Source organism: Deinococcus sp. Leaf326 (assembly GCF_001424185.1).
GTDB lineage: Bacteria > Deinococcota > Deinococci > Deinococcales > Deinococcaceae > Deinococcus.
Genome location: NZ_LMOM01000015.1, coordinates 16,468 through 38,040, shown reverse-complemented (window position 1 = coordinate 38,040; position 21,573 = coordinate 16,468). Strand labels below are relative to the sequence as shown.

Here is a 21,573-nt window from a genome sequence, read left to right as displayed (position 1 = left end):
GCCCTGAACCGTCCCCCGACAAAAAAAGGGGGGATGACCCGAGTGGTGGGCATCCCCTGGCAGAGTGAGCGGCGAAGTGGGCGGGTCAGAGGCCGGGTCAGAGGCCGGTGAGCGCGTGAACCTGCCGGCGGGCGACGGGGCCCCAGGGCAGGGCATCGAAGACGGCCTGCCAGGCGACCTCGTGCTCCCCGGAGTAGCCGATGATGCTGCGGGGTTGGTCAGGGGCACGCTGGTCGTCCAGGCGGGTGAAGTCGGCGAGGAAGGCCTGCATCGTGGAATAGCAGTGCAGGTTCAGTGCCCTCTCGCCGTAAGAGGTGTTCATGAGCAGCACGGCAGAGTTGTTGGCGAGAAACTGCCCACCGCGGCCGGCCTTGGCGGCCTGCCAGGCCGCTTCGCCCGCGCCCATTCGCCGGAAGAGGTCGAGGGCTTCTCTGAGGTGCCGGGGGGTCTCGTAGTTATCGGTGTCGACGAAGGGGCCGCCCTCGTCCTGGACCCAGTGGGTGGCGTACACCGAGAAGCCGTCCGCGGGCGTGAAGGTGAGGTGCAGGGTGCGTCGGTCTTCGCCCGTGAGCAGCTGCTCGACGTGGAAGGCGGGGGTGCAGAAGAGGGAGAGGACCTGGTGGAGGCGCTGGAGGAGGGAGAGGATGCGGTGGAGGTTGGTCATAGGTCGGGGGGTGCCCGGTGCTGTGACCGGGCGAGGGTCTCCTTTCCGGGACTGTGCGCAGTACCCGTCCTTCCAGGGTGGGGGGGATTCTGGTTGTCTCAGTTCCCCTGGGCGCGCCGGTTGAGCAGGGGCAGGGCCTGGATGATGGCCGGCCCCCAGTACAGGTGCTCGAAGGCGCGCTCCCAGGGGACGGTGTGCTCGCCGGACTTCCCGAGCAAGAGGAAGCGGAACCCTGGGGGGCACTGCTGTTTGAGTCGGGCGACGTCCTGGAGGAAGGCGCCCGCGTTCGGGTAGTGGTCGGGGGTGAGGGTCACGATGCCGGTGCACGTGCCGAGTTGGAACTGCGGGGGGAGCACGGTGAGGATCTGGGCGGTGCGACCGAGCCGGGCGGCGGTGATGGCCACTGGGGTGGCGCCGAGCTCGGCGAAGACCACGAACGCCGCGTCCGCTGCTAGACCAGTGTGGCGGGGCAAAGGCTCGCCGGTACTGCGCTTGGCACGCTGCGGCCAGCGGGTGAGGTGGACGGCGTATCCGGTGGTGGGGTGGAAGGTGAGCACGGCGCTCGGACGATCCTCGCCGGGAAGCAGTTGCTCTATCTGGAAGGGCGCGAAGGGTCGAGGCGTGGACGGGCGGCCGAACAGCCGGTCGAGGAAGGACCGCATCAGGCGAACACCGAGACGGTGCGGGCTTCGAGCTCGGTGAAGTAGCGCCGTTCGCCCGTGTCGTCGTTCGTGTTGGTCTTGATGAGGACTTCGCAGATGACGCGCTTGCCGGTCGGTGCGTCCTCGAAGGGGAAGCCGAGCTCGCGCCAGGCGTTGACCTTGAAGTAGTGCACCCGCTTGGTGTCATCGTCCGGCTCACTGCTGTTGCGCAAGTTGGCCGCGAGCGTGACCTCGGTGACCCGACCCGCACGGGTCTCCCGGCTGAGGGGCAACTTGGCGATGCGCACGTTCAGGGTGAAGGCGTTCGCAGCGTATTCCATGATGAGGTCGTTGCCCTGCAGGCGGGTGCGGTTGTTCTTGATACGGGTGAACGCGCTCGCACGCACGATGAGCTTGGCCCGGGGTGCTTGGGTGTGCGGGTCATTCCAGATGAGTTGCTCGATTGAGGCTTGATCGAAGAGCACGCACTCGCCCCGCTGAAGGGTCAGGGCGTTCTCGGCGACTTTGCCCTGAAGGCGGACCTGCTCGAAGAAGATCAGAGGCGTGCCGTTGCGCAACGTTTCGCCGGCGATGGTGACGATGACCTGGAGTCTGCCGGCCACCTTCGCCTGGGGTCTGGTGTGGTCTTCGACCCGGATCACGCAGCCGCTGATCATGCCATTGGTGCTCGTGCCGTCCACGGTGAGCTTCGCGTTCATGCTTCCGGGGGTGCCGCGCAGCGGCGAGGGATTCTCCGGGGGCACTCGGGGTGGAGGGGAGAAAAAAAAGGGGAGGAGGTCCGTACGCTTGCGCGCCGGTTCCTCCTCCCCGATCCCGCCGGAAAGGTTCGTTGCTCTACTTCATGGTCGCACCTCTGTCTCTCGGAGATGCGCTCTGGGTTGCCCGGTGTCCTGACCGGGCGAGGGCATCACTGCACGACCAGGCCGCCCCGGAGGTCGACCGCGCTGTAGGTGATGGAGCGGGTCATGGCTGCCTGCACCTGCGCGCGGTAGGCGGGCCGCACCGACTTGACCAGTGCGGTGCCGTCCCCGATGGTCGCAGGGGAAACGATGCAGCGTCCTACGGTCAGGCGGTTGAGGCGCTGGACCTCGGCGGCAGGGCACAGGCTGAGGGTGAGTTCGCCGGACGGAAGCGCGACGAGCGTGCGCTTCGGCACCAGGGCGTCGTAGGCGTACACCTCGCCGGCAACCTTCACGTCGCTCGGGCTCAGGGCCCAGGCGGCGGTGCCAGCAAGCAGAAGCAGGAGGACGAACGCGGTCAGGGTGGGAAGGATCTTCATGCCTCCGGGGGTGCCCGGGGCCTTCCCGGGCGAGGGTTGTGCCGAGCCCCGTCCTATGAAGAAAGGGGAGCGCAGCCGGTGTGGCCACGCTCCCCTCGAGATGTCGGGAAGGCTTAGAAAGGCAGGTCGGCTTCTTCGGGCGGGAGGTCCGCGCCGCCCACCTGGGGCGTCGGGGCACGCTCGTGGGTCGCAGCCCGCGGCGCGCGACTCGGGGCCGGGCGGGGGGTGGTGCTCGCCGGTTGCCCCTGCGTTCTCGCCGGTTGACCCTGCGTTCTGGCCGCACCGCTGAAGGGCGCGATGGCGTACACGACCTGAGCTTCGATGGTCTTGCCCTTGCGCTCGTGGCCCTCCCGATCCGTCCACTTCTCGTCGCTCAGCGCCCCTTCGACGTAGATGGCCGTGCCCTTCGTCAGCCCGCGCATGGCTTCGGCCTGCTCGCGCCACACCGAGACCCGGAACCAGTGGGTCTTCTCTTTGGACTGACCGTCGCGGGTGGTGTAGCGCTCGTTGACGGCCAGGCGGAGGGTGGCCGCGGGACCACTCGTCGTGTCGTTGACCTCCACGTCGGCGACCAGGTTGCCCAGAAGCTGCAGCTGGTTGGTGCCGCCCATCAGTCGGGTGAAGCCGCCGCCATCCTGCGTGAACTGGAAGTCGCCGTCGAGTTTGCGCACGTACCCGGTGGGCTTGAGACGTACGGTGGTGTCCTTCGCGCCTTCGACGGTCCGGCTGTTCCACTCGTCGTACTCAGCCGAGCCCTCGATCAAGAGCACGTCACCCTGCTTGTACTGACGGGAATCCAACTGCTTGGCGGTGTCGCCCAGGGCTTCGCTGCGGATGTAGAAGGGGAGGGTGCGGGGGGTGCCGTCATGGCCGACGATGTGACGCTCGCCGGCGAGGAGGATCTCGAGGACCGCCATGCCGGTGGGGGTGTGGCGGAGTTCGGGGGTGGTGCCGAGGGCTGCAATGACGAGGAACTTGTTCATGGTGACTCCTGGGGATCGTCAGGCCGGTCTGGTCCTGAGCGTTTGAGATGCTGTGGGGTTGCCCGGCGCTGTTCCGGGCGAGGGATGCCTGCGGTGGGCGGAGGTGAAGAGGTCAACTGCTGAGACTGTGAGTGGGGTACGTCGCCAGGCGGCTGATGCCGTGGCGGAGTTCGCGGGTCAGGGCGGTCAGAGGTGCGCTGACAATGTCGTGCGCCTCCTGGAGGAGTTGCAGGCCCAGATCCATGACGTCATCGGTCGTGACGGGACCCAGGAGGATGAGGTCGACCATGAAGTGGCGCAGGAGATTCGGGCGGTGCTGGTCGAGGAGATCGGAGACCATAAGCAGGTGTTTTAGGACGGCGCCGCCGACGACCGGAGCGTCGAGGACGACGGGGGTCAGGTCCGGGTCGAGGTTCATAGGCGGCTCCAGGTGCGGTACTTGCGGGCGTGCTTTTCGGCACGGGTGGGTGGACGGGGGGGGGTCTTGGGCTTGTCGCTGTGTTGGATGCGCTTGCCGGTGATGACGTTGTTGGACTTCATACGCTCAGGCCTCCCCACGCGAAGTTGAGTGGGGGAGGGAGTGCCGCAGGCTGGAGAACGTGCTGGAGTTCAGCGATCGCCGGGACGGGCCCGCTGGTCTTGTGGTGGGGCGTGTACGTGATGAGATGCGGGATGCGTGGGAGCAGTGGCCGGACCAGGTGCCGTCGCCGCAGACCTGAACGCGAGAAAAAAAAGGGGGTGCGCGTCAGGAGAAATCCTGAAGGGCACCCGAGGAAGGAAGATGAATGAGGGGGTCGTACGCGGGCGTCTCGATCTGGGAATCTTCCGGCTCAGGGGGGCAGGGCCGTGTCCTTCCGGGCACTTTGGCGGCGGGCGACGTGCACCCACCGCTGGGCGCCCGTGTTAGCAGCTGGGGAAGTTCATGGCGCGCGGCCCGTGCTCCGTGAGCACGACTTCTGCACTGACTCCTGGGGTGAGGTGCACGCCGGCCGTGCCGCTGATGCGGATGCAGGTCGCGGTCTTGAGGGGGAAGCGCAGCTCCTCGCCGGCGCGTAAGGACAAGCTGGCTGCCATGAGCTCGGTCGTCTCCTCGATCTCGACCTGGAGGCTGATACCGGACGCATTGCGTAGGTGAAGTTCAGCCGGGGCCGGGGTCGCCGTGGTGACGCGGGCTCCACAGGCGGAGAGGAGAGTCACCAGGGAGAGGAGCAGGAAGCGTTGCATGTCCCCGGGTCTGCCCCGGTGCTTTTCCCGGGGCGAGGGGGCAGGCAGCGCGCGTCGGCTTACCGGAGGGGCATCTCGAAGCTGCCCCAGAGTGCCGCGCCCGACCAGATGAGCAGGAGGATCAGACTCCAGGTGACGAAGCGCCACACCCGCAGGCCGTCGATCGGGTCACGCTGTGGAAGACGCAGCAGGACTTTCGCATGGCGCTGGACGAGGACGTTGACGGCGATGACGATGGCGAAGACCAGAGTCCACATGGGCCGGGTGTCGAAGTGGAAGTTGTCGTGCGAGAGGTGTCCGGTCTCGCGGCTGAGGTGCACGAAGAGCAGCGCGAAGAGTGCAGCGAGGACCCAGCTCAGGGGACGGCGGGCGATCCAGAGAAGGTAAAGGGGGGAGAGAGGGAGGAGGATCATGCGCTTCTGTACCGCCTGGTCTTGGGCCTTGGCGCGTGCGCGGCGCTCCTGCACTTCGAGGCAGCGTTCGCAGAGATCGGGGTAGCTGGTGCGGGTTCCGCAGGACTTGCAGCGATCGTCGTTCATGCGTCCGGGGCTGCCCGGTGCTCTGCCGGGCGAGGGCTGTTGTTCTTCCCGGCCATGGGAAAAGGGGCGAGAGACGACCGCACGCGCGGTCGCTCTCGCCCCTGAGGGTTACCAATATTTCTGATCGTTCCCTCGCTCCAACTCGCCGTCCTCCAACAGGCGTTCCCGCAACCCTTCCGGAAGCGTGATCTGTTGCTCGGCCAAGCACATCTCCAACTCTTCGAACGTTGCTCCCCCGAACGCCGCGCCCGTCCGGCTGCGGTCCAGGAAGCGGGGATCGTAGGACGAGAAGTACACCAGCTGATCGTCCTCCGGCAGCGTCGGGTCCGTGACCTGCAGGAAGAAGTGCCCGCACATCCGGTCGTACCCAGCGGCCACGTTGCGAGTCTCGCCGGACGGGGTGGTCATCGTGAACATGTGTCTCGTCATACGACCGTGGGTTGCCCGGTGCCGTTCCGGGCGAGGGTGCGCCTGGGCCACCAGAACAAAAGGGGAGACCCGGAGGCCTCCCGCACGTCAGCTCTGCAAGTACGCGACGTCCCTCTGGTGGAAGAGTTCGTCGACCTGCACCTGGGTCAAGCCGACGAACTCCCCCGCGCTGAAGTGCAACTCGTCGTCGTAGTAACTCAGCACCTTGACCTCCTCGCCGGTGGTGAAGGTGGCGTGCACCTCCGCCTGGTATTGGCCGGCGGCGAGATTGCTGGGAACGATCCGGGCGGACGTGATGGTGGTCATGCGTCCGGGGGTGCCCGGTGCGTTGCCGGGCGAGGGCTTGAGGGGGAGTGACCCGAGGGAGGAGCATCCCTGGGTGCAGGGGCCCCTCGGACCGGACGCGATAAAAAAAAGGGGAGACCCAGGTGGGGCCTCCGTGCGTTCACTCTTCTTCAGGGGTGTAGGGACTGCGGCGCTCGTGGCGGTTGGCGACGAGGAAGATGACGAGGCACCAGGGGAAGGTGAGGGCGGCGATGAGGCCGCGGTGCTGCTCGATGTCCTGGGAGAGAGTCTGCAGGATCAGGCTGAAGACGTCGGTCATGCTTCCGGGGTTGCCCGGTGCCGTTCCGGGCGAGGGTGCCTCCCGGCCATGCGGTACTGCTGGACTTCCTGAAAGCGGCGGGCGCAGTGACGGATGAGTTGAGACCGGACCAGGCGTTCGCAGGGGAGCGTGGGTTCGTAAGCTGCGAGGAGGCAGAAGGCGGTGGGCAACCAGGCGAGGTCGGCGGGGCATTCGATGAGGAAGTCGCGCGCCTGGAGTTGCACGTAGCCGTCCTCGTGTCGGAGGTAAAGGGGCCCTCGCTGCCTCGTGTGGAGGGTGAGGGCGTCGCCGGGTTGGAGTTGGGCGAACAGGGCATTGAGGGTGTCGAGTTCGGGGAAGGTGAGCTCGATCGTCTCGTAGCGGTTGTGGAGTTGCAGGCCGCCGAGGGTGGGGGTAACTCCCAGGGAGGGGGTGACGATGTGGGTGAAGGGGTCAGTCGGCATCTGGGGTCCGCTCGTGGGCAGAGGCGCGGGCTTCGTCGGCGGCTTCGGTGCAGTGGTCACAGCCGTGCTCTTCTTCTGGGGCACAGGGGAGGCCGCAGGTGAGGCAATGACCAGCGAGTAGAGGGGTGGGCGCACACAGGAGCAGGGGCATGAGAAGGGGGCTGCCCGGTGGGGTGACCGGGCGAGGGCCGCGTCGGGAAAGCGCTGGCGGGGGCGGTGGGTTCAGCGCAAACGCTCGAAGCCGATCATGGCCACGCCGTACACTTCGCCCTCGCAGATCAGGACATCGCCGGCCATCGTGCTTCGGGGATCGGGGGTGTAGAGCAGGGTGACGGCTGGGTCCTGATCCCAGAGTTGCGTGATGTGCTGGGTATGGGCGAAGGTCTGACGCAGGGCGCCGAGCATGCTGTCGGCCGTGACCTGGAGGTCGGCGACGTGGACGAAGTGGGCGCTGGGGAAGCCTTGGAATTGTCGACCGAGGAAGTCGGGGTGGTTGGCGTGCCAGACCTGGAAGTGGTAGGTGCGAGTGGCCTGGAGGACGGTGGCGGGGGTCATGCTTCGGGGGTTCCCCGCTTGCGGGGGAGGGTGCGTCCGGGCCATTCGGGGAAGTGGAATCGGGCCTCGAGAGGGCGGGTCACGGGGGGGAGGGTGCGGGATCTTCTTGCGGGGCCTCTGTGAGGTGGTGAGGCGCTTGGGCAGGCAAGGAGGGATGCGGGTGCCAAGGCCTTGAAAAGCCGTGAGTATCTGATGAGTGTTTCTGGTTTACATTCCAGAGTGATTGAAGTTCTGAGGTTGCTTTTGGGGTGGAGTCCCGGGGTTTTGGTGCGCTGGGCCGAGGCGGAAGGGCATCGAAAAGTGGACGGGACTCCTGGGTGATGTCGCGTAAAGGCAAATGGAGTCCCGCCCTTTTCCCGGTCCTGGCCATCCAAAGTGGGAAAATATGAGAGCCAGCATGAGATAGCAGTGTGTAAAGGTCTCTCTTTCTAAAGCTCGCCGCATCAACGAGGTGTCATGTTGCTCGCTGTGGCCGCGCTGGCGAACCGCTATCGCCTCGCTGTGTCGCTCGCTATCGGTTCGTTGTATCGCTCGTTATGCGTTCGTTGATACGCGCTATGGCCTCGCTGTTACCGCGTTGATACCTCGCGGTAGCGCTATGGTGAGCGTATGACGCTTTTCCCTACTCAAAACACCTGGTCGGAACTCCAAGACCTCCTCCAAGAGCTGGGTCCACGCGACCTGTACACCATCGGTGATCTGGAAAACGCGGGGCAGTTTTTGTTTCAGCACACCTACTCTCGCCGCTACCTGCAGGAGACGGCGCGGTTGTACGCCCTGGTGTTGGGACAGACCTTGGAGTCCCGGGCCCGCCGAAATTTCAACGAGCTCTTGCTCACGCCCGCGCAGTTCACGGGTCTCTTGAGCCTCTTTCGTGAGGCCCGCGCCACGTCGTTCAGCATCACCGATCTCCTGACGCAGTGGCGCCAGCAGGAGGTCCGCTCCCCTCGAGATGAGCCGTCCGCAGAGGGCGCCGGGATGACCATGGCGGAGCTGGGAGACAACGTGAACCGGTTGATCATCGAAACGATGGAGTGCAAAGAGCGCGCCTCCGGAGCAGAAGACACGGCCATGATCCTGCGCAAGGAGTTGACCCAGGTGCGCACGGAACTGGCTCAGGTCAACGCGAAGTTCGACGAGTTGCTCTCCCTCTTGCGCCGCTGAGGGGCACGCGTCTTGCGTTCATCCGCCAGACTCTGCGTCTCGTGATGCTCGCCCCTCCCCTCCGTTTCTCGTCCTCACTTCGGGAGTGCCGCTGATGTTCATTGACCTGAATGTGCTGTTCCGTCGCCACTACCGGACGGCCTTCGTCCTGGGCATGGCCTGGGATGGAGAGGCGTTGCAGTTCGTCACGCGCCCGGCCCGTCGCGTGCTGGTGATCGCTTCGCCGGGCAGTGGAGTCGAGGCGTTGGTCGGGGCGAACCTGCGGGTCCTAGGGTCTCGTGGGGCGCTGCTGGGGCCGGATGAATCGCCGGACGCGGAGGTGCAGCAGCTGTTTGTGAATGACGTCCAACCCTGGACGGCCGCTGCACTGACGACCCTGCTGGTGGAGGAACCGTGTGCGGTCTGGCTTCAGTGCGCGAGTCTGGAGGAGCTGTCCTCTCGGACGGAATCCCCCCTGACGCCGGCGGCTTTGGTGAAGTGGGCACGGGTGCACTTCGACGTGTGCGTGATCTTCGAGACGCCGGAGGAGGAGCAGCAGCAGCCACTGGTGTCGTTCTGTCCGGAGGTGCAGCGTGCGCCGGACTGGTGGCGGGATGACCAGACTCAGGGCGTGCGTGGGGTGATGATCAGTGATGAAGCACCGACCTTTCTGCTGGGACTTCCGCCGACTCATCAGGTCCTTGTGCAAGGTCGGCGGGTGAAAGCGCCAGGTCTTCAGCCGCGGCGTTGAGGTGATCTCCTTCGATACATGCACCGTGTCCGAGCTGATCGCGCGACTGCGGGTGCACTATCAGATGTGGGGTGAGCAGCGGGTGACGTTGGAGGAGGATGTCGCCCGTGGGCACCTCGCGGACTACCTCGGGTGTCATCCGGACGTGGCGTCCGAGGTGTGGGCGGTCTGAGAAACGGAGCTGGCGTTGACGGGGGAGGATGTGGATGCCGCTGGCGCATGGTTGCACTTTTTCTTCTGGGACCCTCGTCCGGAAGACCACTGACCACCCTCAATCTTCTGCTGCTGTTGCCCGGACTTCTTCACCCAGGCACCCGCCTGCTCTTGGTGGAGCACTCGTTCGCTCGGGTGCTGTCAGGCCAATCAGCGTGGGTGCGTGGGCGTGGTGCTTGCCTGGAGCTGGAGCCCCGAGACTCCTGATCTCAGAAGCTGGTGGTCGTCGCGTGACCTCGTTGGAAGCGGAGGTGATTGAGCTCCTCCAACCCGATGCCGGGGTACTTCAGGTGCGCCCGCTCAAGCGACTGGCGGATGGTGAGGTCGTTGGCGAAGACGGTGTGGTTCCGGGTGCCCTGCCATTTTGGGGAGGCGAGCTTGCGTTCCTCTGCACCCATCCAGCGGTCGAGCGCGGCCGGCTCCTGCAACTCCAGGCGGAGCAAATCATGGGCCGATGCGAACGGGCATGAGCGACTTATATGTACTACTTGATTGGAGTCAAACGCTCTACTGCTTCGTCATGAATAGGGCTGACACATCAGCGCCAAAGTCCAGATTATTCCCCCTTGTCGATCTGCGCGAGGCGCGCCTATCGTCGGCGAACTCCATATAGGGTCAAGTCCTGCGGCCTGTAGACCGATAGGAGCAGAATCACCAGCACGACCAAGTCCGCAGCGGGATGCAGTCGCCTGTGCAGATCTGCGGACCTGGTCGGCAACCGCCCACTGTGCCTATGCCCGTATCTCCGGCACGGTCAAGAGCAGTCCGGCAGTCACCATGGCTATGCGTCAGAGCTGCACGCCCACCCAGTCGTGCCGGACCAATGACACGCCAGGCGTGGAGTGACCCTGAGCCTATGAACCGTATCTCAAGCCACTCCTACGACTGAATACCTGAACATATGAATGTCCACTCAGGTATACTGGAGGTATGACCTCCCGCCCTCAGGCTGACCTGCCCGACATCCCCCAGCCACTCACGTACTTCGTGGACGGCATGGACTGCGCCAGTTGCGTCGTCAAAGTCGAGCGCATGGTCGACACGCTTCCCGGCACCGAGGGCGTGAAAACCAGTTTCACCAAGCAAACCTTGACCCTGCACCTCGACGAGCACCAGACCTCCCGAGCCACCCTGGAAAAAAATCTGAAAGCCCTCGGCTATACGCCCTCGCTGCTGCGCCAATCCCCTCCAGCAGTCACCACTCCCCCCGAAGCACACGATCACGCGGGACATGACCACACGGGACATGACCACGCCGAGCACGAGCACGCTGGTCACACCCATGAGGTCGCCCCTGCCGGTACTCCCTGGTACCGGACCGGACAAGGGCGTCTGGTCGTCACCTCCGGCATTCTCCTCCTGGCCGCCTGGCTGTTCGGTTTTATCGAACCCCGCTTCGCCACCGCTGGCTATATTGCCGCGACCCTGCTCGGCGTCTGGCCACTCGCCAAGAAAGCCGTCGCCAGTGCCCGCCTCGGTGATCCCTTCAGTATCAACATGCTCGTCAGTCTCGCGGCCATCGGCGCCGTCGCCATCGGTGAAGCGCCCGAAGGCGCCGTCGTGGTGTTCTTCTTCGCCATCGGCGAACTCCTTGAAGGCGTCGCTGCTGGCCGAGCCCGCGCAGGCATCCAGGCCCTCGCCGCCCTGGCGCCCAAAACGGCACTCCTCGTCGAAGGCACCGGCACCCGGGAAGTACCCGCCGACCAACTCCAGGTAGGTCAGACCGTACAGGTCAACCCCGGCGCTCGTGTACCCGCAGACGGTACGATCTTGCGCGGGACCTCCAGCCTCGACGACAGCCCCGTGACCGGGGAGAGCGTCCCCGTGACGAAAAGTGCCGGCGACATGGTCTTCGCCGGGAGCATCAACACCGACGGCACACTGACCATTCAGGTGGAGAAAGCGGCGAACGACAACACCATCGCGCGCATCATCCATCTGGTCGAGGAGGCCGAGAGCAACAAAGCGCCGACCGCCCGCTTCATCGACCGCTTCAGCCGCTGGTACACCCCAGGCGTGGTCCTGGTGTCCGCACTGGTCATCCTGGTCCCGCCCCTCGCGTTCGGTGGCGCATGGCATGACTGGCTGTACAAGGGCATCAGCCTTCTGCTGATCGGTTGCCCTTGCGCACTGGTGCTCAGCGTTCCCGCGTCCATCACCAGCGCCATCAGTGCCGGTACCCGCCGGGGCCTCCTCATCAAAGGCGGCGGCGCCCTGGAAACCATCGGAAGCGTCAAGACCATCGCCTTCGACAAGACCGGTACCCTCACCGCCGGGAAGCCCAAAGTCACCGACGTTCTCGGACAGGGCCTGGACCGTGCCGAAGTGCTGCGCCTCGCGGCGGCCGTCGAGTCCGGCAGCAGTCATCCCCTCGCCAAGGCCATCACCCAGGCCGCGCAGGAAAGCCAGATCACCGTGCCACCCGCGACGGACGCCCAGGCCCTTCCGGGGAGAGGCGCGACCGCTACGGTGGAAGGCCGGGCCCTCAGTGTGACCTCGCCTCGCCACGCGGCGACCCTGGCCCCCTTGAGTGCGGCGCTCAGCGGCGCTGTCACCTCCTTCGAGGAACAGGGCCGGACCGCTGTCGTGCTCCTGGAGGGCCAGACGCCGCTCGGCGTCATCGCCATCCGTGACGAGCCCCGACCGGACGCGCGCGCCGCCCTGGCTCAGTTGCACGGCCTGGGCGTGAAGACGGTCATGTTGACCGGAGACAATGCTCGTACCGGTCAGGCCATCGCCCGCGACCTGGGCCTGGACGTGCAGGCCGAACTGCTTCCCGAAGATAAACTGCGTCTCATCGGTGAACTGAAGGCCCAGGGTGGCGTGGCCATGGTCGGGGACGGCATCAACGACGCGCCGGCGCTGGCGCAGAGTGACGTGGGCATCGCCATGGGTGGCGGCACCGATGTCGCCCTGGAAACTGCAGATGCCGCGCTGCTTCAGGAACGCGTCACCGGCGTGGCTGATCTGGTGGCCCTCTCCCGCGCCACGATGGGAAACATCAAGGTCAACATCGCCTTCGCCCTGGGCCTCAAGGCCATCTTCCTCGTCACCACCCTGCTGGGCTACACCAATCTCTGGATGGCCATCCTGGCGGACACCGGAGCTACCGCACTGGTTACCGCAAACGCCCTGCGACTGCTGCGCTGGAAGAGTCAAGCGACGACCAAGACCCCGCCCATCGCCCCTGCGCCCCACACCGCATAAGGTCCAGCATGCCGGATATCACGCTCTACACGGTTCCGCAGTGCGCAGATTGCGAGGCGATCAAACGCCTTCTCCAGCATGAGGATGCTCCGTTCACGGAGAAGAATGTGCGCGGTGACCCGCAGGCCCTGGCCGAGATGCAACGCCGCGCGGACGTGCGGATTGCGCCGGTGACGATCATCGATGACCAGGTCTTCTACGGCCCCTTCAGCGACCAGCGCCACCGGATTCTGGCGGCATTAGGGAAGCGCACGTGAGTGTTCCCATCTCTCAGATCTTGACCCTGACGATGATTCCGGTGGCGGCCACGGTCGTGGGAGGGGTGGCGGCCGCATTCCGCGCCCCTGCAGAACGGACGCGCAGTTTTGTGCAACATTTCGCGGCAGGGGTCGTGTTCGCGGTGGTGGCTGGAGAACTCCTGCCGGAAATCACGGCGGGGCACCAACCTCTAGGTGTCGTGATCGGCTTCGCCCTGGGCGTGGCCGTCATGTTGCTGGTGCGGCAGTGGGCCGAGCGCCTGGAGAACACGAACACCGCGCAGGGGCGCTCCGCCTCCACCGGGAACCTGGGCTTGCTCGTCGCGGTCGGCATCGATGTGCTGCTCGACGGGCTTCTGATCGGGGTGGGCTTTGCTGCTGGCGCACGGGTCGGTACCCTCTTGATCGTGGCACTGACGCTGGAACTCTTGTTCCTGGGTGTCTCTGTCGCGTCCAGTCTCGTTCAGGATGGGGCGTCCCGGGGGCGCGTGATCGGTACGGTCAGTGGCCTCAGTCTTCTGGTGGTCGTGGGCGCCCTCCTGGGGGGCACCCTCCTGCAGGGCCTCACCGGTCTGGCGCTGGAGATCGTCCTGTCATTCGGCGCGGCAGCCCTCTTGTTTCTCGTGACTGAGGAACTGCTCACTGAGGCGCACGAGGTGAAGGAAACGCCGCTGATCACGTCTGCCTTCTTCGCCGGGTTCGTGGCGCTCTACCTGCTGGAGTTGCTGACCTGAGCGTCTGGCTCCACCGACAGGGGGGGCTGTTCTGGTTGGTCTGTGGGGTTGCGCTCGGGGCGCTCTCTCCACCGTCCGCCCTGGGATGGCTGGCGCCCCTGCCGTTAGGCCTACTCTTCCGGGCAGTGGCCCATGCCTCACCTCGCCAGGCATTCTGGATGACCTGGATCGTCACCACCGCCATGTTTGGGGTCATGTTGATCTGGCTCCCTCAAAGTCTTGGAGAAACATTGGGGTGGGGGCTCAGTCTCCTCTTCCCCGTGCTCGTGGGCCTGCTGGGTTTAACCTGCGCGGCCACGGTTGCCCTGACGCGTTGGGCAGCGGGTTCATGGACGTTAGGAGCTTTGCCACTGGCCTGGGTGTTGTTAGACGCGGTGCGGGAGATGGGTCCCTTAGCCTTTCCCTGGGGGGGATTGGGGTATTTCCTGAGTGAGACATCGCTGGTGCAGGTGGCAGAGTGGGGTGGCGTTGAGCTGCTTGGACTGTTGGTCGGCGGAGCGGCGAGCGCTTTGGCGGCGTGGTCTTGGCGTGGCGTGTGGGTCGCGCTGCTGTGGGCAGGCGCCTTGACGTACGGGGTGACACGGCCGCCCGAGGTGCCAGGAACTCGCCCGGCGCTACTGGTGCAGGGCGCGGTCGATCCACGGGCAAAGGTGCAGGCCGATGCCGTACGGGAGTGGCAGCGGTACTGGTCATTGACGAAAGAGGCACAGGTGGGCGCACAGACGTTGGTGGTCTGGCCAGAAGCGGCTGTGTCCTGGCCGCCCCCAGCAGGCCTCCAGATGCCGGTGAAGGGCGCAGTGCTGCTTGGGGCTTCAGCGGGCGGAACAACGCCCAGGAACTCCGTCTTTCTGATGCAAGGGAATGCAGTGGCAGGGCGGCAGGACAAGGTTCACCTGGTCCCGTTTGGAGAGTTCTTCCCCGGTCAGGCGAGCTGGCCAGGGGCGTACCGCACGGTCTTCCGCTGGCTGGGTTTGCCTGACCTGCTGGGTCGAGTCCCGGGTCACGCAGCTCGCCCGTTACAGCTGGGTGATCTCCGGGCTGGAGTGTTGATCTGCTATGAGTCGGTATTTGCTTCGCAAGCGCGTGAACTGGTCGCACAGGGCGCGAATGTGCTGGTGACACCGTCGAATGATGCCTGGTTCGGATCGTCACGAGGCGCAGAACAGCACTTCCGGATGGGGCGGGTGCGGGCGGTGGAGACGCGCCGGTGGTGGTTGCGCGTAGGGAACGATGGCATTACGGCCGTGGTAGATCCGCAGGGGCAGGTCAGAAGGCGACTGGTCCGGTTCACACCAGGGACCTTACCCGTGATGTTCGATGTGCGCGAGGACCGCACGCTGAGTGTGCAGTGGCCGGGGTGGGTCGTGTGGGGCGCCGCGCTGGGATGGGTCCTGATCTGCCTGCATATGAGAACAGTTGCTCACATATGCAGGCAAAGTCGCTGCTAGGGTGGGCCCCCGATGAACGTAGGTTTTATCCGAGCGACGTTGCTTGTCGTCTTCTTCTGCACCTCGGTCCTGGCAGCCACCGTACAGGTCAAGCGGGGTGACACAGTGTCAGGGATAGCCAAACAGCACAGGACCACAGTCCAGGCCATCCTAAACGCCAATCCTGGTCTCACACCTCAACGCCTGATCGTCGGCCGGACGATCACCATCCCGCCCGCCCGCACTCAAGCCCTGCTACGGCCCACAGGCATCCGGGTGACGGCGGTCCTCCCCGTACAGGGGCGGATCACCACCCCCCCGAGCACGGCACATATGGGACTGGACTTGGCGGCTCGCCAAGGCACCGTGATCCGGGCAGCGCTGAGTGGCACAGTGCGGACGTCCACGTTCGATGTCCGCGGCGGCTGGGGCTGGACGGTGGTGGTGGACCATGGCAATGGTGACATGACGCGCTACAGTCACAACCGCATAAATTTGGTGCGGGTGGGGCAGCGGGTCACGACAGGTCAGCCCATCGCGCAGGTCGGGAGCTCGGGCAACAGCACGGGACCACACCTGGACTTCCGGATGTACCAGGCAGGGGTCATGGTCAACCCGTATCTGCTTTTCAACTGAATCACAACGTCCACGGACTTTGGAAGGATCAGCGGCAGGGCAAACGCCCTGCATATCTGCTTAGTTACTCAGATATAGTCATGAAATGCTGCGGGTTTCCCGTTCAATCTGGCTGCTCATCTTGACTGGCGCCCTCCTCAGTGCGGACCTCCTCGTCAAGAGCTGGGCGACGCAGACCTTGCCGGGCCAAACCCCGCAGCCCATCGTGCCCGGTCTGCTGAGCCTGACATACACCCTGAACCAGGGGATGGCATGGGGGCTGTTTGACCAGCTCACCCTCCCCCTGGCGCTCTTACGCCTTCTTGTGGGCATCGCGTTGGTGGTCAGTCTCCTATGGGGCATCCATCCACTCCCGCGCGCGCTTGCCCTGAGTTGTATTGCCGCAGGCGCGCTCAGCAACGCCACGGATGGCCTCACCCAGGGCGCTGTCGTGGACTATCTCCGTTCTCCCTTGCTCGACACGTTCCACCGCGGCCTGAATGGCCAGAACTTTCCCATTTTCAATGGCGCAGACGTGCTGGTCCTGACCGGCATCGTCCTCTTGTTGCTCACCCTTCCCCGCACGCGTCCCCGTGGGACGCCTCAGGAGACCCTATGAAACGATGGTTGCTAATTCCCCTGTTCCTCACCGCCTGCGGCGCCACCCCCAATACGATCGACGGCGTCAAGACCTACGCCTACGAGGGCGGTGATCATCAGGAGGGCCGGATCGCGTACAAGGAGGCTCATCCCGTCGGTGGCGCCCACAACGCCCAGTGGCAGAACTGTGGCACGTATACCCAGGATCTGTATCCGGAATATGCCGTGCATAGTCTGGAACACGGCGCGGTCTGGGTGACCTACCGTCCCGACCTTCCGCAGTCTGAAGTGCTGGCGCTTCAAGACGCCCTGGACGGGCGCACGCATACCCTGCTCTCGCCTCGTCGGGAACAGACCGCCCCGATCGTCATGACCGCCTGGAATGCCCAGCTCGAACTGGAGCGCACGAGCGATCCCCGCGTGACCGCCTTCATTCAGAAGTACGAGCAGGCCGGCACGGCGCCTGAGGCGGGCGCGTCCTGTAGTGGGGCGTACCGCGAAACACAATGAGAGGCGCGGGCCTCCTCGGGGCGGCAGTGCTCGGGAGTGCCGTCACGGCAGGCATCTTTCTCCTCAGCACCCCCAGGCCTCCCACGGAAGACAGCGCCGACGTCCGGTTCCTCCGGAACATGCGCGCACACCACGACCAGGCCGTCGAGATGAGTGTCACGCTGCTCAAGCGCGCCACGGACGCGGACGTGCGGTTGCTCGCGCAGGACATCACCCTCACCCAGCAAGCCCAGATCGGACAGATGAGTGGCTGGCTGAGTGCCTGGGGCCACCCGGTGGCGGGCGCACGACCGCCCATGCAGGGCATGAACCGCGCAGCGATGGGTCTGGCCAGCGCCCGTGAGCTGCGTGGCCTGGAAGAGCGCCCCATCACGGAGGCGACGCGGCAGTATCTCCTGCTGATGCGCGCCCATCATGTCGGGGGCGTGGCCATGGCGAACACCGCCCTCAACGAGGCACAAAACCCGCTCGTGCGGACGTTCGCCCGCAATGTGGTCACCTCTCAGACCGCCGAAGTGCGCGCGATCGACATGCTCCTGACGGCCCGGAACGTCGTCCCACCCGCCACCCCAGCCGAGCCGGCCGACATGGGAGAGATGAACCATGGCTGACGGGTCGGGCGGCGTGGTCGTCACCGGCATAAATCGCCCATCCCGGCGGCGCTGGACACGCGGGGTGGCTTTGGCGGCGAGCGTCGTCAGTGTGGGGCTCGCTGGACTGCTGCTGTACCACCAACTGAACCCTCCCGTCTCGCTGTATGGCAGTACGTACCCCGCTGGGACAGCGGCACTCGACCTGCGGGGGACAGGGGAGGACGGACAGCCCCTTGCGTTGGCGGATCTGAAAGGCAAGACGGTCGCCGTGTTCTTCGGGTTTCTACATTGCCCCAACTACTGTCCAGCGACCCTGGCAGCGCTGGAACGGGTGCGCCAGGCGCTGCCGGAGCAACAACGGGAACAGTTCGTAACGTTGCTGGTTTCTGTGGATCCAAGAAGGGATACGCCAGCGCTGATGAAGAAGTACGTGAAGTACTTCAACGCGAGCGCTCGGGGATTGATCATCCCGGAGGCCCAGTTGCGCGAGGCGGCCGCCGGGTGGGGCGTGGGCTATGAGTATGTGGACGAGAAGGATGGGGAGTATCAGGTGAATCACACGACGGGCACGTATCTCGTGGATCGTGCTGGGAACCGGCGTGTGGTGTGGGATTACCTGCAGTTGACGACGAATCCGCAGCGGGTCGCGCAGGACGTTCAGGGGGTGCTGGAGTGACGGTAGGGATCACTCGATACAATGCGGGGATGGCCGCCGTTTGCGCTGAGGATACCTGTGAGACGAGGTGCGTCCATCCGCAGGCGGTCGCTGCAGCACGGGCGGCCCTGCCGGACGAGACCTCCGTTGCGCGCGCGACGATCCTACTGAAACTCATGGGGGATGCCCATCGGCTGAAGATCCTGAGCGCTCTGACCCAAGGTGAACTCTGCGTGTGCGACCTGGCGGCCGTGATTCGGCTGAGCGAGAGCGCCACCAGTCACCAGTTGCGCTTGCTGCGAACAGGCCGGGTCGTCACCTCACGGAAGGAGGGCCGGGCCGTGTATTACCGGTTGCTGGATCAGCATGTGACGACGTTGATCGCCAATGCCCTTGACCATGCTCGGGAGTAAGTGGCGGGTCTGGAGTGTGGTCGCTTTGGTGCTGGGGTTGGGCATAGCCGCCTTGACCTGGCGGCCTATGCCGGACGTGCTGTATTGCATCCGGCAGCCGGGCACGCTCTGGAATGGGCTCATGCCCTTGCCGGAAGGGTTGGAGCCGCGCTGCCCCACATCTAGGACATACCGGCAGGAAGTGCAGGATGGGCTGTCTCGCGTAGAGCAGTATGTGGCCCTGGGGTGGCAACCTCAGGTATTGATGGGGCCGCTCAAGCGCGCCGGGTACGTCCTGCTGGAAGATGAAACCAGTGGACCACAGCATTACTCGGTCTTCATGGGCCGCGTAGCGCCGGCAGAACTGTATTACACCGCAGTGCCGGATGGCCCGAATACCCTCATTACAGTCAGTGGGAATTAGGGTCGTGGACCCAGTTGAGATTGCCAGGAGCTCGTGTGTGGAGCCGTATCAGCGAAAGAGTTCCTCATGATGCGGTCCTTCTGAATGGAGATCAGCAAACTAAAAAATTGATCCGTGTCCGAGCTCATCGGGCGCACAGTCAGGCGCACAGATAGAAGGTAACGACTAGACTAGATGGGTGATCACGCTGACCGCGCCCTCCGTCCTCGACCAGCTCAAGGCGCTCGCGCAAGACACGCGCTACGACCTCGTCCGCCATCTCGCTCAGGGCGAGCACTGCGTCTGCGACCTAGAAGCCCTCCTAAATCTGCCCCAGTCAAAGGTTTCCTACCACCTCAATATCCTTAAAGAAGCGGGTCTGGTGACGTCCGAGCAGCGCGGCAAGAACATGTATTACGCCCTGAGCCGGGAGCCCTTCTTCCGCCTCGGGGGTCAATTGCTACTTGATCTTTTCCCCGAGCTCCCACCCCTGACACATCAATCTAAATCGGTGTGTTAGCTTGCGCGCATGCCGCGCGTCCTGATTCTCTGTACCCACAACTCCGCCCGCTCCCAGATGGCCGAAGCCCTCACGCGTGACGCCGCCCGTCGCCTGGGCATCGACCTGGACGTTCACTCCGCCGGCACAGAAGCTACCCGGGTCAAGCCCGATGCCATCACCGTCATGAATGAACTGGGGTTGGATCTCTCCGCCCACACCAGCAAAACCCTCCACGATGTCCCCGATGCGCAGAACTTCGACTACGTCATCACAGTCTGCGACAGCGCCGCCGAAGCCTGCCCCATCTACCCCAGCCACACCCTCCGGCGGCACTATCCCTTCGTCGATCCGAGTGGCGGCAGCCTCGACCGCTGGCGGACCGTCCGCGACCAACTCAAGATCCAGTTCGATGCTTTTGTCCAGGCCCTCAAAGAAGACCGTGACGTCCCGCCCACCTACGAGGAGAGTCCCGCGGTCGAGACTAAGTAAGTCACGCTGCTCGCTGCACTGATCTTCCTCCTGACCCTCGTGCTCATCATCTGGCAGCCCAGGCTGAAATGGCAGCCGGAAGATCTAGACATCAATTACTTTTTATTGCTGATACTTTACTTTTTTTCTTCTAATCTATTCTCTTCAAAGAATTTTACGCGTTTCTCTTTGCTTGGAATATAATCAGCCGTATGGCCGTAAAATAAAGTATGTTCGATACTATAAATCTCCTTGGTTGGATCAAGAATCTTACCGTTTGGAGTAGACTCTATGTAGAGTATAGGGAGAGGATGTCCAATATCCCCCTCCTCATCTATTCCCAACACGCGGCTAAGTGGAACAATATTGAATGCAATGAGATCTGCCCTTCGCTCTGCTGGAACAAGCTGCTGCCACTCTGCGTAATAGCCTGCGTAGGCCGAATCAGAGGGTTGCTGTCGACCGTACAAGTCATGTGATGCCCGTTGCCAGAAATGAGTAAGGGCATCCCACTCCCCTGTTTCCGGATCAAGATAGGCAAGGTGGCGCCGCAGCTCCAGAACTAGATTATTCCGCATACTCAAGCAATCCACTCGGTAAATAGCCCACCGGGGATTGGTATCAAAGTCAGGAATGGAAGCAATATCTGGATAGCGCTCGTCGCCCGCAATTCGGAAGAGCACATCCTTATCTGCGGAGTTGGTGGTGCCACCGAGAATGCGTCCCACGCGTTTACGCAGCGCCAACGTAGCTCTCAATTCACTCTGTACAGAGCGCTTCCTGGTCTGCAGGCTGATTCCAAAATAGGCGAAGAGCAGATGATCATTCTTCGGCTGGAAAAGCATATCTTCTAACTCAGCTTATATGTACTATCCAATCAGAGTCAAGCGTTTTGCTGCTTCGACATGATCAACGCTGACGCATCAGTGTCAGATCATGGGTTATTCCTCTCGTCGACCCGGGCGAGGCGCACCTCTCGTCGTCGCCCCCCATATGGCGTCAAGCCCCGCGGCTTGTACACCGATAGCGCCAGAATCACCAGCAGCACCACCAGGCCAGCAACGGGATGCACTATCTGCCCGTGCAGATCCGGGGGGACTTGGTCACCGGCCGCCCACTGCGCCCAGGCCCGCACCTCCGGCAGGGTCAAGAGCAGCACGGTGGTCGCCATGGCCGTGAGCACGAGCTTGACCATCACCCAGTAGTGCCAGACCAACCCCCATGGCGTGATGAGTCCCTGTACCACCCCACTCACCAGCGCGGCCACACTCAACGGCGCCAGCACCCGCGTCAGCTGATCCAACCCCCACCACGCCGAGCGCACCGCCTGCGGGTCACTGCTGTCCAACCCCGCCCACACCAAACCCAGATACGCGACCACCGCACCCAGCCACCCCACCGAGGCCGCCACATGCACAGTCAATCCCAGCTTCCTCCACCCTGGACCCCCCATCATCTATCCCGCAGAAGTAATCCAGACACCACGGTCCCCGCCGGCAGGTGCCGACCCGGCCCATGCTGTCCACCCCCGAACACCTTCAGCACCAGGACCAGGAGCAACAGCGCCACCCCCACCCAGAGGAACCCCTTCACCCAGCCGGGCATCCCAGTCGGGGGAGGTGAGGTGTGGTCCGCGTCAGTGGCGGTATGGTCCGTCCTTCTCTTGTTCGTCACCTTGATCTCCCGGAACTTACGTCAGCCCTGTAAAGCTCGTGTAAAGC

32 protein-coding genes are annotated in these 21,573 nt (G+C 64.2%); 15 read left to right on the top strand and 17 right to left on the bottom strand.

The genetic code is table 11. The annotated features are described in order from the left end of the window. Positions 1–97 precede the first annotated feature (97 nt). The 14 genes from ASF71_RS05680 to ASF71_RS05625 all read right to left on the bottom strand — a co-directional run bounded on the left by ASF71_RS05680 (position 98) and on the right by ASF71_RS05625 (position 7,382). Entirely contained in the window at positions 98–664 is a 567-nt protein-coding gene (locus ASF71_RS05680; protein ID WP_056296398.1) for a hypothetical protein, read from the bottom strand. A gap of 98 nt (positions 665–762) precedes the next feature. Further along, positions 763–1,326 carry a hypothetical protein gene (locus ASF71_RS05675; RefSeq protein ID WP_056296395.1) on the bottom strand — a complete coding sequence of 188 codons (564 nt, stop codon included), beginning with the start codon at positions 1,324–1,326 and terminating at the stop codon, positions 763–765. Further along, positions 1,326–2,024: a single-stranded DNA-binding protein gene (locus tag ASF71_RS05670; RefSeq protein WP_056296392.1), complete on the bottom strand. Its 699-nt coding sequence runs from the start codon at positions 2,022–2,024 to the stop codon at positions 1,326–1,328. Before ASF71_RS05670 ends, ASF71_RS05675 begins: the two co-directional genes overlap by 1 nt. Positions 2,025–2,233: 209 nt before the next feature. Continuing rightward, entirely contained in the window at positions 2,234–2,605 is a 372-nt protein-coding gene (locus ASF71_RS05665; RefSeq protein WP_056296389.1) for a hypothetical protein, read from the bottom strand. A 113-nt stretch (positions 2,606–2,718) separates the two neighbouring features. Continuing rightward, the gene (gene ssb, locus ASF71_RS05660) at positions 2,719–3,588 is read right to left on the bottom strand and encodes a single-stranded DNA-binding protein (protein WP_056296386.1); all 870 of its coding nucleotides are present in this window, start codon (positions 3,586–3,588) and stop codon (positions 2,719–2,721) included. Between the two features lie 112 nt (positions 3,589–3,700). Continuing rightward, positions 3,701–4,006 (bottom strand): hypothetical protein, encoded by a 306-nt coding sequence (locus ASF71_RS05655; protein WP_056296383.1) that lies wholly within the window; start codon positions 4,004–4,006, stop codon positions 3,701–3,703. Then, entirely contained in the window at positions 4,003–4,128 is a 126-nt protein-coding gene (locus ASF71_RS25525; RefSeq protein WP_255354712.1) for a hypothetical protein, read from the bottom strand. Before ASF71_RS25525 ends, ASF71_RS05655 begins: the two co-directional genes overlap by 4 nt. A gap of 363 nt (positions 4,129–4,491) precedes the next feature. Next, on the bottom strand, positions 4,492–4,812 hold the full coding sequence (locus tag ASF71_RS05650) for a hypothetical protein (RefSeq protein ID WP_056296379.1): 321 nt from the start codon (positions 4,810–4,812) through the stop codon (positions 4,492–4,494). Positions 4,813–4,871: 59 nt separating this feature from the next. Continuing rightward, on the bottom strand, positions 4,872–5,351 hold the full coding sequence (locus tag ASF71_RS05645; protein WP_056296376.1) for a hypothetical protein: 480 nt from the start codon (positions 5,349–5,351) through the stop codon (positions 4,872–4,874). 108 nt (positions 5,352–5,459) lie between these two features. Further along, complete coding sequence (locus ASF71_RS05640) at positions 5,460–5,759, bottom strand: hypothetical protein (RefSeq protein ID WP_235514153.1); 300 nt, start codon at positions 5,757–5,759, stop codon at positions 5,460–5,462. A 108-nt stretch (positions 5,760–5,867) separates the two neighbouring features. Further along, positions 5,868–6,086, bottom strand: coding sequence for a hypothetical protein (locus ASF71_RS05635; RefSeq protein ID WP_056296370.1), 219 nt, complete (start codon positions 6,084–6,086; stop codon positions 5,868–5,870). Positions 6,087–6,225: 139 nt separating this feature from the next. Next, positions 6,226–6,384 (bottom strand): hypothetical protein, encoded by a 159-nt coding sequence (locus ASF71_RS24665; RefSeq protein WP_200939665.1) that lies wholly within the window; start codon positions 6,382–6,384, stop codon positions 6,226–6,228. After that, positions 6,381–6,827, bottom strand: a complete 447-nt coding sequence (locus ASF71_RS05630) for a hypothetical protein (RefSeq protein WP_056296368.1) — start codon at positions 6,825–6,827, stop codon at positions 6,381–6,383. Before ASF71_RS05630 ends, ASF71_RS24665 begins: the two co-directional genes overlap by 4 nt. 222 nt (positions 6,828–7,049) lie before the next feature. Further along, a complete protein-coding gene (locus ASF71_RS05625) occupies positions 7,050–7,382 on the bottom strand; it encodes a hypothetical protein (protein ID WP_056296363.1) in 333 nt (110 codons plus the stop codon). A gap of 609 nt (positions 7,383–7,991) precedes the next feature. Between ASF71_RS05625 and ASF71_RS05620 the strand changes: the two genes are divergently transcribed. Together ASF71_RS05620 and ASF71_RS05615 are read left to right on the top strand one after the other, a co-directional pair. Beyond that, complete coding sequence (locus tag ASF71_RS05620) at positions 7,992–8,546, top strand: hypothetical protein (RefSeq protein WP_056296359.1); 555 nt, start codon at positions 7,992–7,994, stop codon at positions 8,544–8,546. A 94-nt stretch (positions 8,547–8,640) separates the two neighbouring features. Continuing rightward, a complete protein-coding gene (locus ASF71_RS05615) occupies positions 8,641–9,276 on the top strand; it encodes a hypothetical protein (RefSeq protein WP_056296356.1) in 636 nt (211 codons plus the stop codon). Between the two features lie 422 nt (positions 9,277–9,698). On the opposite strand, the gene ASF71_RS05610 is transcribed toward ASF71_RS05615, so the two are convergent. Beyond that, positions 9,699–9,932 (bottom strand): hypothetical protein, encoded by a 234-nt coding sequence (locus ASF71_RS05610; RefSeq protein WP_056296354.1) that lies wholly within the window; start codon positions 9,930–9,932, stop codon positions 9,699–9,701. 487 nt (positions 9,933–10,419) lie between these two features. Between ASF71_RS05610 and ASF71_RS05605 the strand changes: the two genes are divergently transcribed. The 13 genes from ASF71_RS05605 to ASF71_RS05545 all read left to right on the top strand — a co-directional run bounded on the left by ASF71_RS05605 (position 10,420) and on the right by ASF71_RS05545 (position 19,873). Beyond that, entirely contained in the window at positions 10,420–12,696 is a 2,277-nt protein-coding gene (locus ASF71_RS05605; protein ID WP_056296351.1) for a heavy metal translocating P-type ATPase, read from the top strand. A gap of 8 nt (positions 12,697–12,704) precedes the next feature. Continuing rightward, positions 12,705–12,953: a glutaredoxin family protein gene (locus tag ASF71_RS05600; protein ID WP_056296349.1), complete on the top strand. Its 249-nt coding sequence runs from the start codon at positions 12,705–12,707 to the stop codon at positions 12,951–12,953. Further along, positions 12,950–13,687, top strand: coding sequence for a ZIP family metal transporter (locus tag ASF71_RS05595; protein ID WP_082505587.1), 738 nt, complete (start codon positions 12,950–12,952; stop codon positions 13,685–13,687). The genes ASF71_RS05600 and ASF71_RS05595 overlap by 4 nt, the downstream gene beginning before the upstream one ends. Before the next feature lie 35 nt (positions 13,688–13,722). Then, positions 13,723–15,135, top strand: coding sequence for an apolipoprotein N-acyltransferase (gene lnt / locus ASF71_RS05590; RefSeq protein WP_235514151.1), 1,413 nt, complete (start codon positions 13,723–13,725; stop codon positions 15,133–15,135). 12 nt (positions 15,136–15,147) lie between these two features. Further along, positions 15,148–15,750 carry a peptidoglycan DD-metalloendopeptidase family protein gene (locus tag ASF71_RS05585; protein ID WP_056296341.1) on the top strand — a complete coding sequence of 201 codons (603 nt, stop codon included), beginning with the start codon at positions 15,148–15,150 and terminating at the stop codon, positions 15,748–15,750. 85 nt (positions 15,751–15,835) lie between these two features. Further along, positions 15,836–16,348, top strand: coding sequence for a signal peptidase II (locus tag ASF71_RS05580; RefSeq protein ID WP_056296338.1), 513 nt, complete (start codon positions 15,836–15,838; stop codon positions 16,346–16,348). Continuing rightward, positions 16,345–16,839, top strand: coding sequence for a DUF3105 domain-containing protein (locus ASF71_RS05575; RefSeq protein ID WP_056296335.1), 495 nt, complete (start codon positions 16,345–16,347; stop codon positions 16,837–16,839). Before ASF71_RS05580 ends, ASF71_RS05575 begins: the two co-directional genes overlap by 4 nt. Then, the gene (locus ASF71_RS05570) at positions 16,836–17,450 is read left to right on the top strand and encodes a DUF305 domain-containing protein (protein ID WP_056296333.1); all 615 of its coding nucleotides are present in this window, start codon (positions 16,836–16,838) and stop codon (positions 17,448–17,450) included. The genes ASF71_RS05575 and ASF71_RS05570 overlap by 4 nt, the downstream gene beginning before the upstream one ends. Then, a complete protein-coding gene (locus ASF71_RS05565; protein WP_056296330.1) occupies positions 17,443–18,108 on the top strand; it encodes an SCO family protein in 666 nt (221 codons plus the stop codon). The genes ASF71_RS05570 and ASF71_RS05565 overlap by 8 nt, the downstream gene beginning before the upstream one ends. Before the next feature lie 29 nt (positions 18,109–18,137). After that, positions 18,138–18,500: a helix-turn-helix transcriptional regulator gene (locus ASF71_RS05560; protein WP_056296326.1), complete on the top strand. Its 363-nt coding sequence runs from the start codon at positions 18,138–18,140 to the stop codon at positions 18,498–18,500. Positions 18,501–18,567: 67 nt separating this feature from the next. Further along, positions 18,568–18,903, top strand: a complete 336-nt coding sequence (locus tag ASF71_RS05555) for a hypothetical protein (RefSeq protein ID WP_235514148.1) — start codon at positions 18,568–18,570, stop codon at positions 18,901–18,903. Between the two features lie 178 nt (positions 18,904–19,081). Continuing rightward, on the top strand, positions 19,082–19,402 hold the full coding sequence (locus ASF71_RS05550) for a helix-turn-helix transcriptional regulator (protein WP_056296320.1): 321 nt from the start codon (positions 19,082–19,084) through the stop codon (positions 19,400–19,402). 9 nt (positions 19,403–19,411) lie between these two features. Further along, positions 19,412–19,873 carry an arsenate reductase ArsC gene (locus ASF71_RS05545; RefSeq protein WP_056296317.1) on the top strand — a complete coding sequence of 154 codons (462 nt, stop codon included), beginning with the start codon at positions 19,412–19,414 and terminating at the stop codon, positions 19,871–19,873. A gap of 116 nt (positions 19,874–19,989) precedes the next feature. On the opposite strand, the gene ASF71_RS23485 is transcribed toward ASF71_RS05545, so the two are convergent. After that, positions 19,990–20,697, bottom strand: a complete 708-nt coding sequence (locus tag ASF71_RS23485) for a hypothetical protein (RefSeq protein WP_156372628.1) — start codon at positions 20,695–20,697, stop codon at positions 19,990–19,992. A gap of 89 nt (positions 20,698–20,786) precedes the next feature. Continuing rightward, positions 20,787–21,269, bottom strand: coding sequence for a hypothetical protein (locus ASF71_RS05540; protein ID WP_235514158.1), 483 nt, complete (start codon positions 21,267–21,269; stop codon positions 20,787–20,789). Between the last annotated feature and the right edge of the window lie 304 nt (positions 21,270–21,573).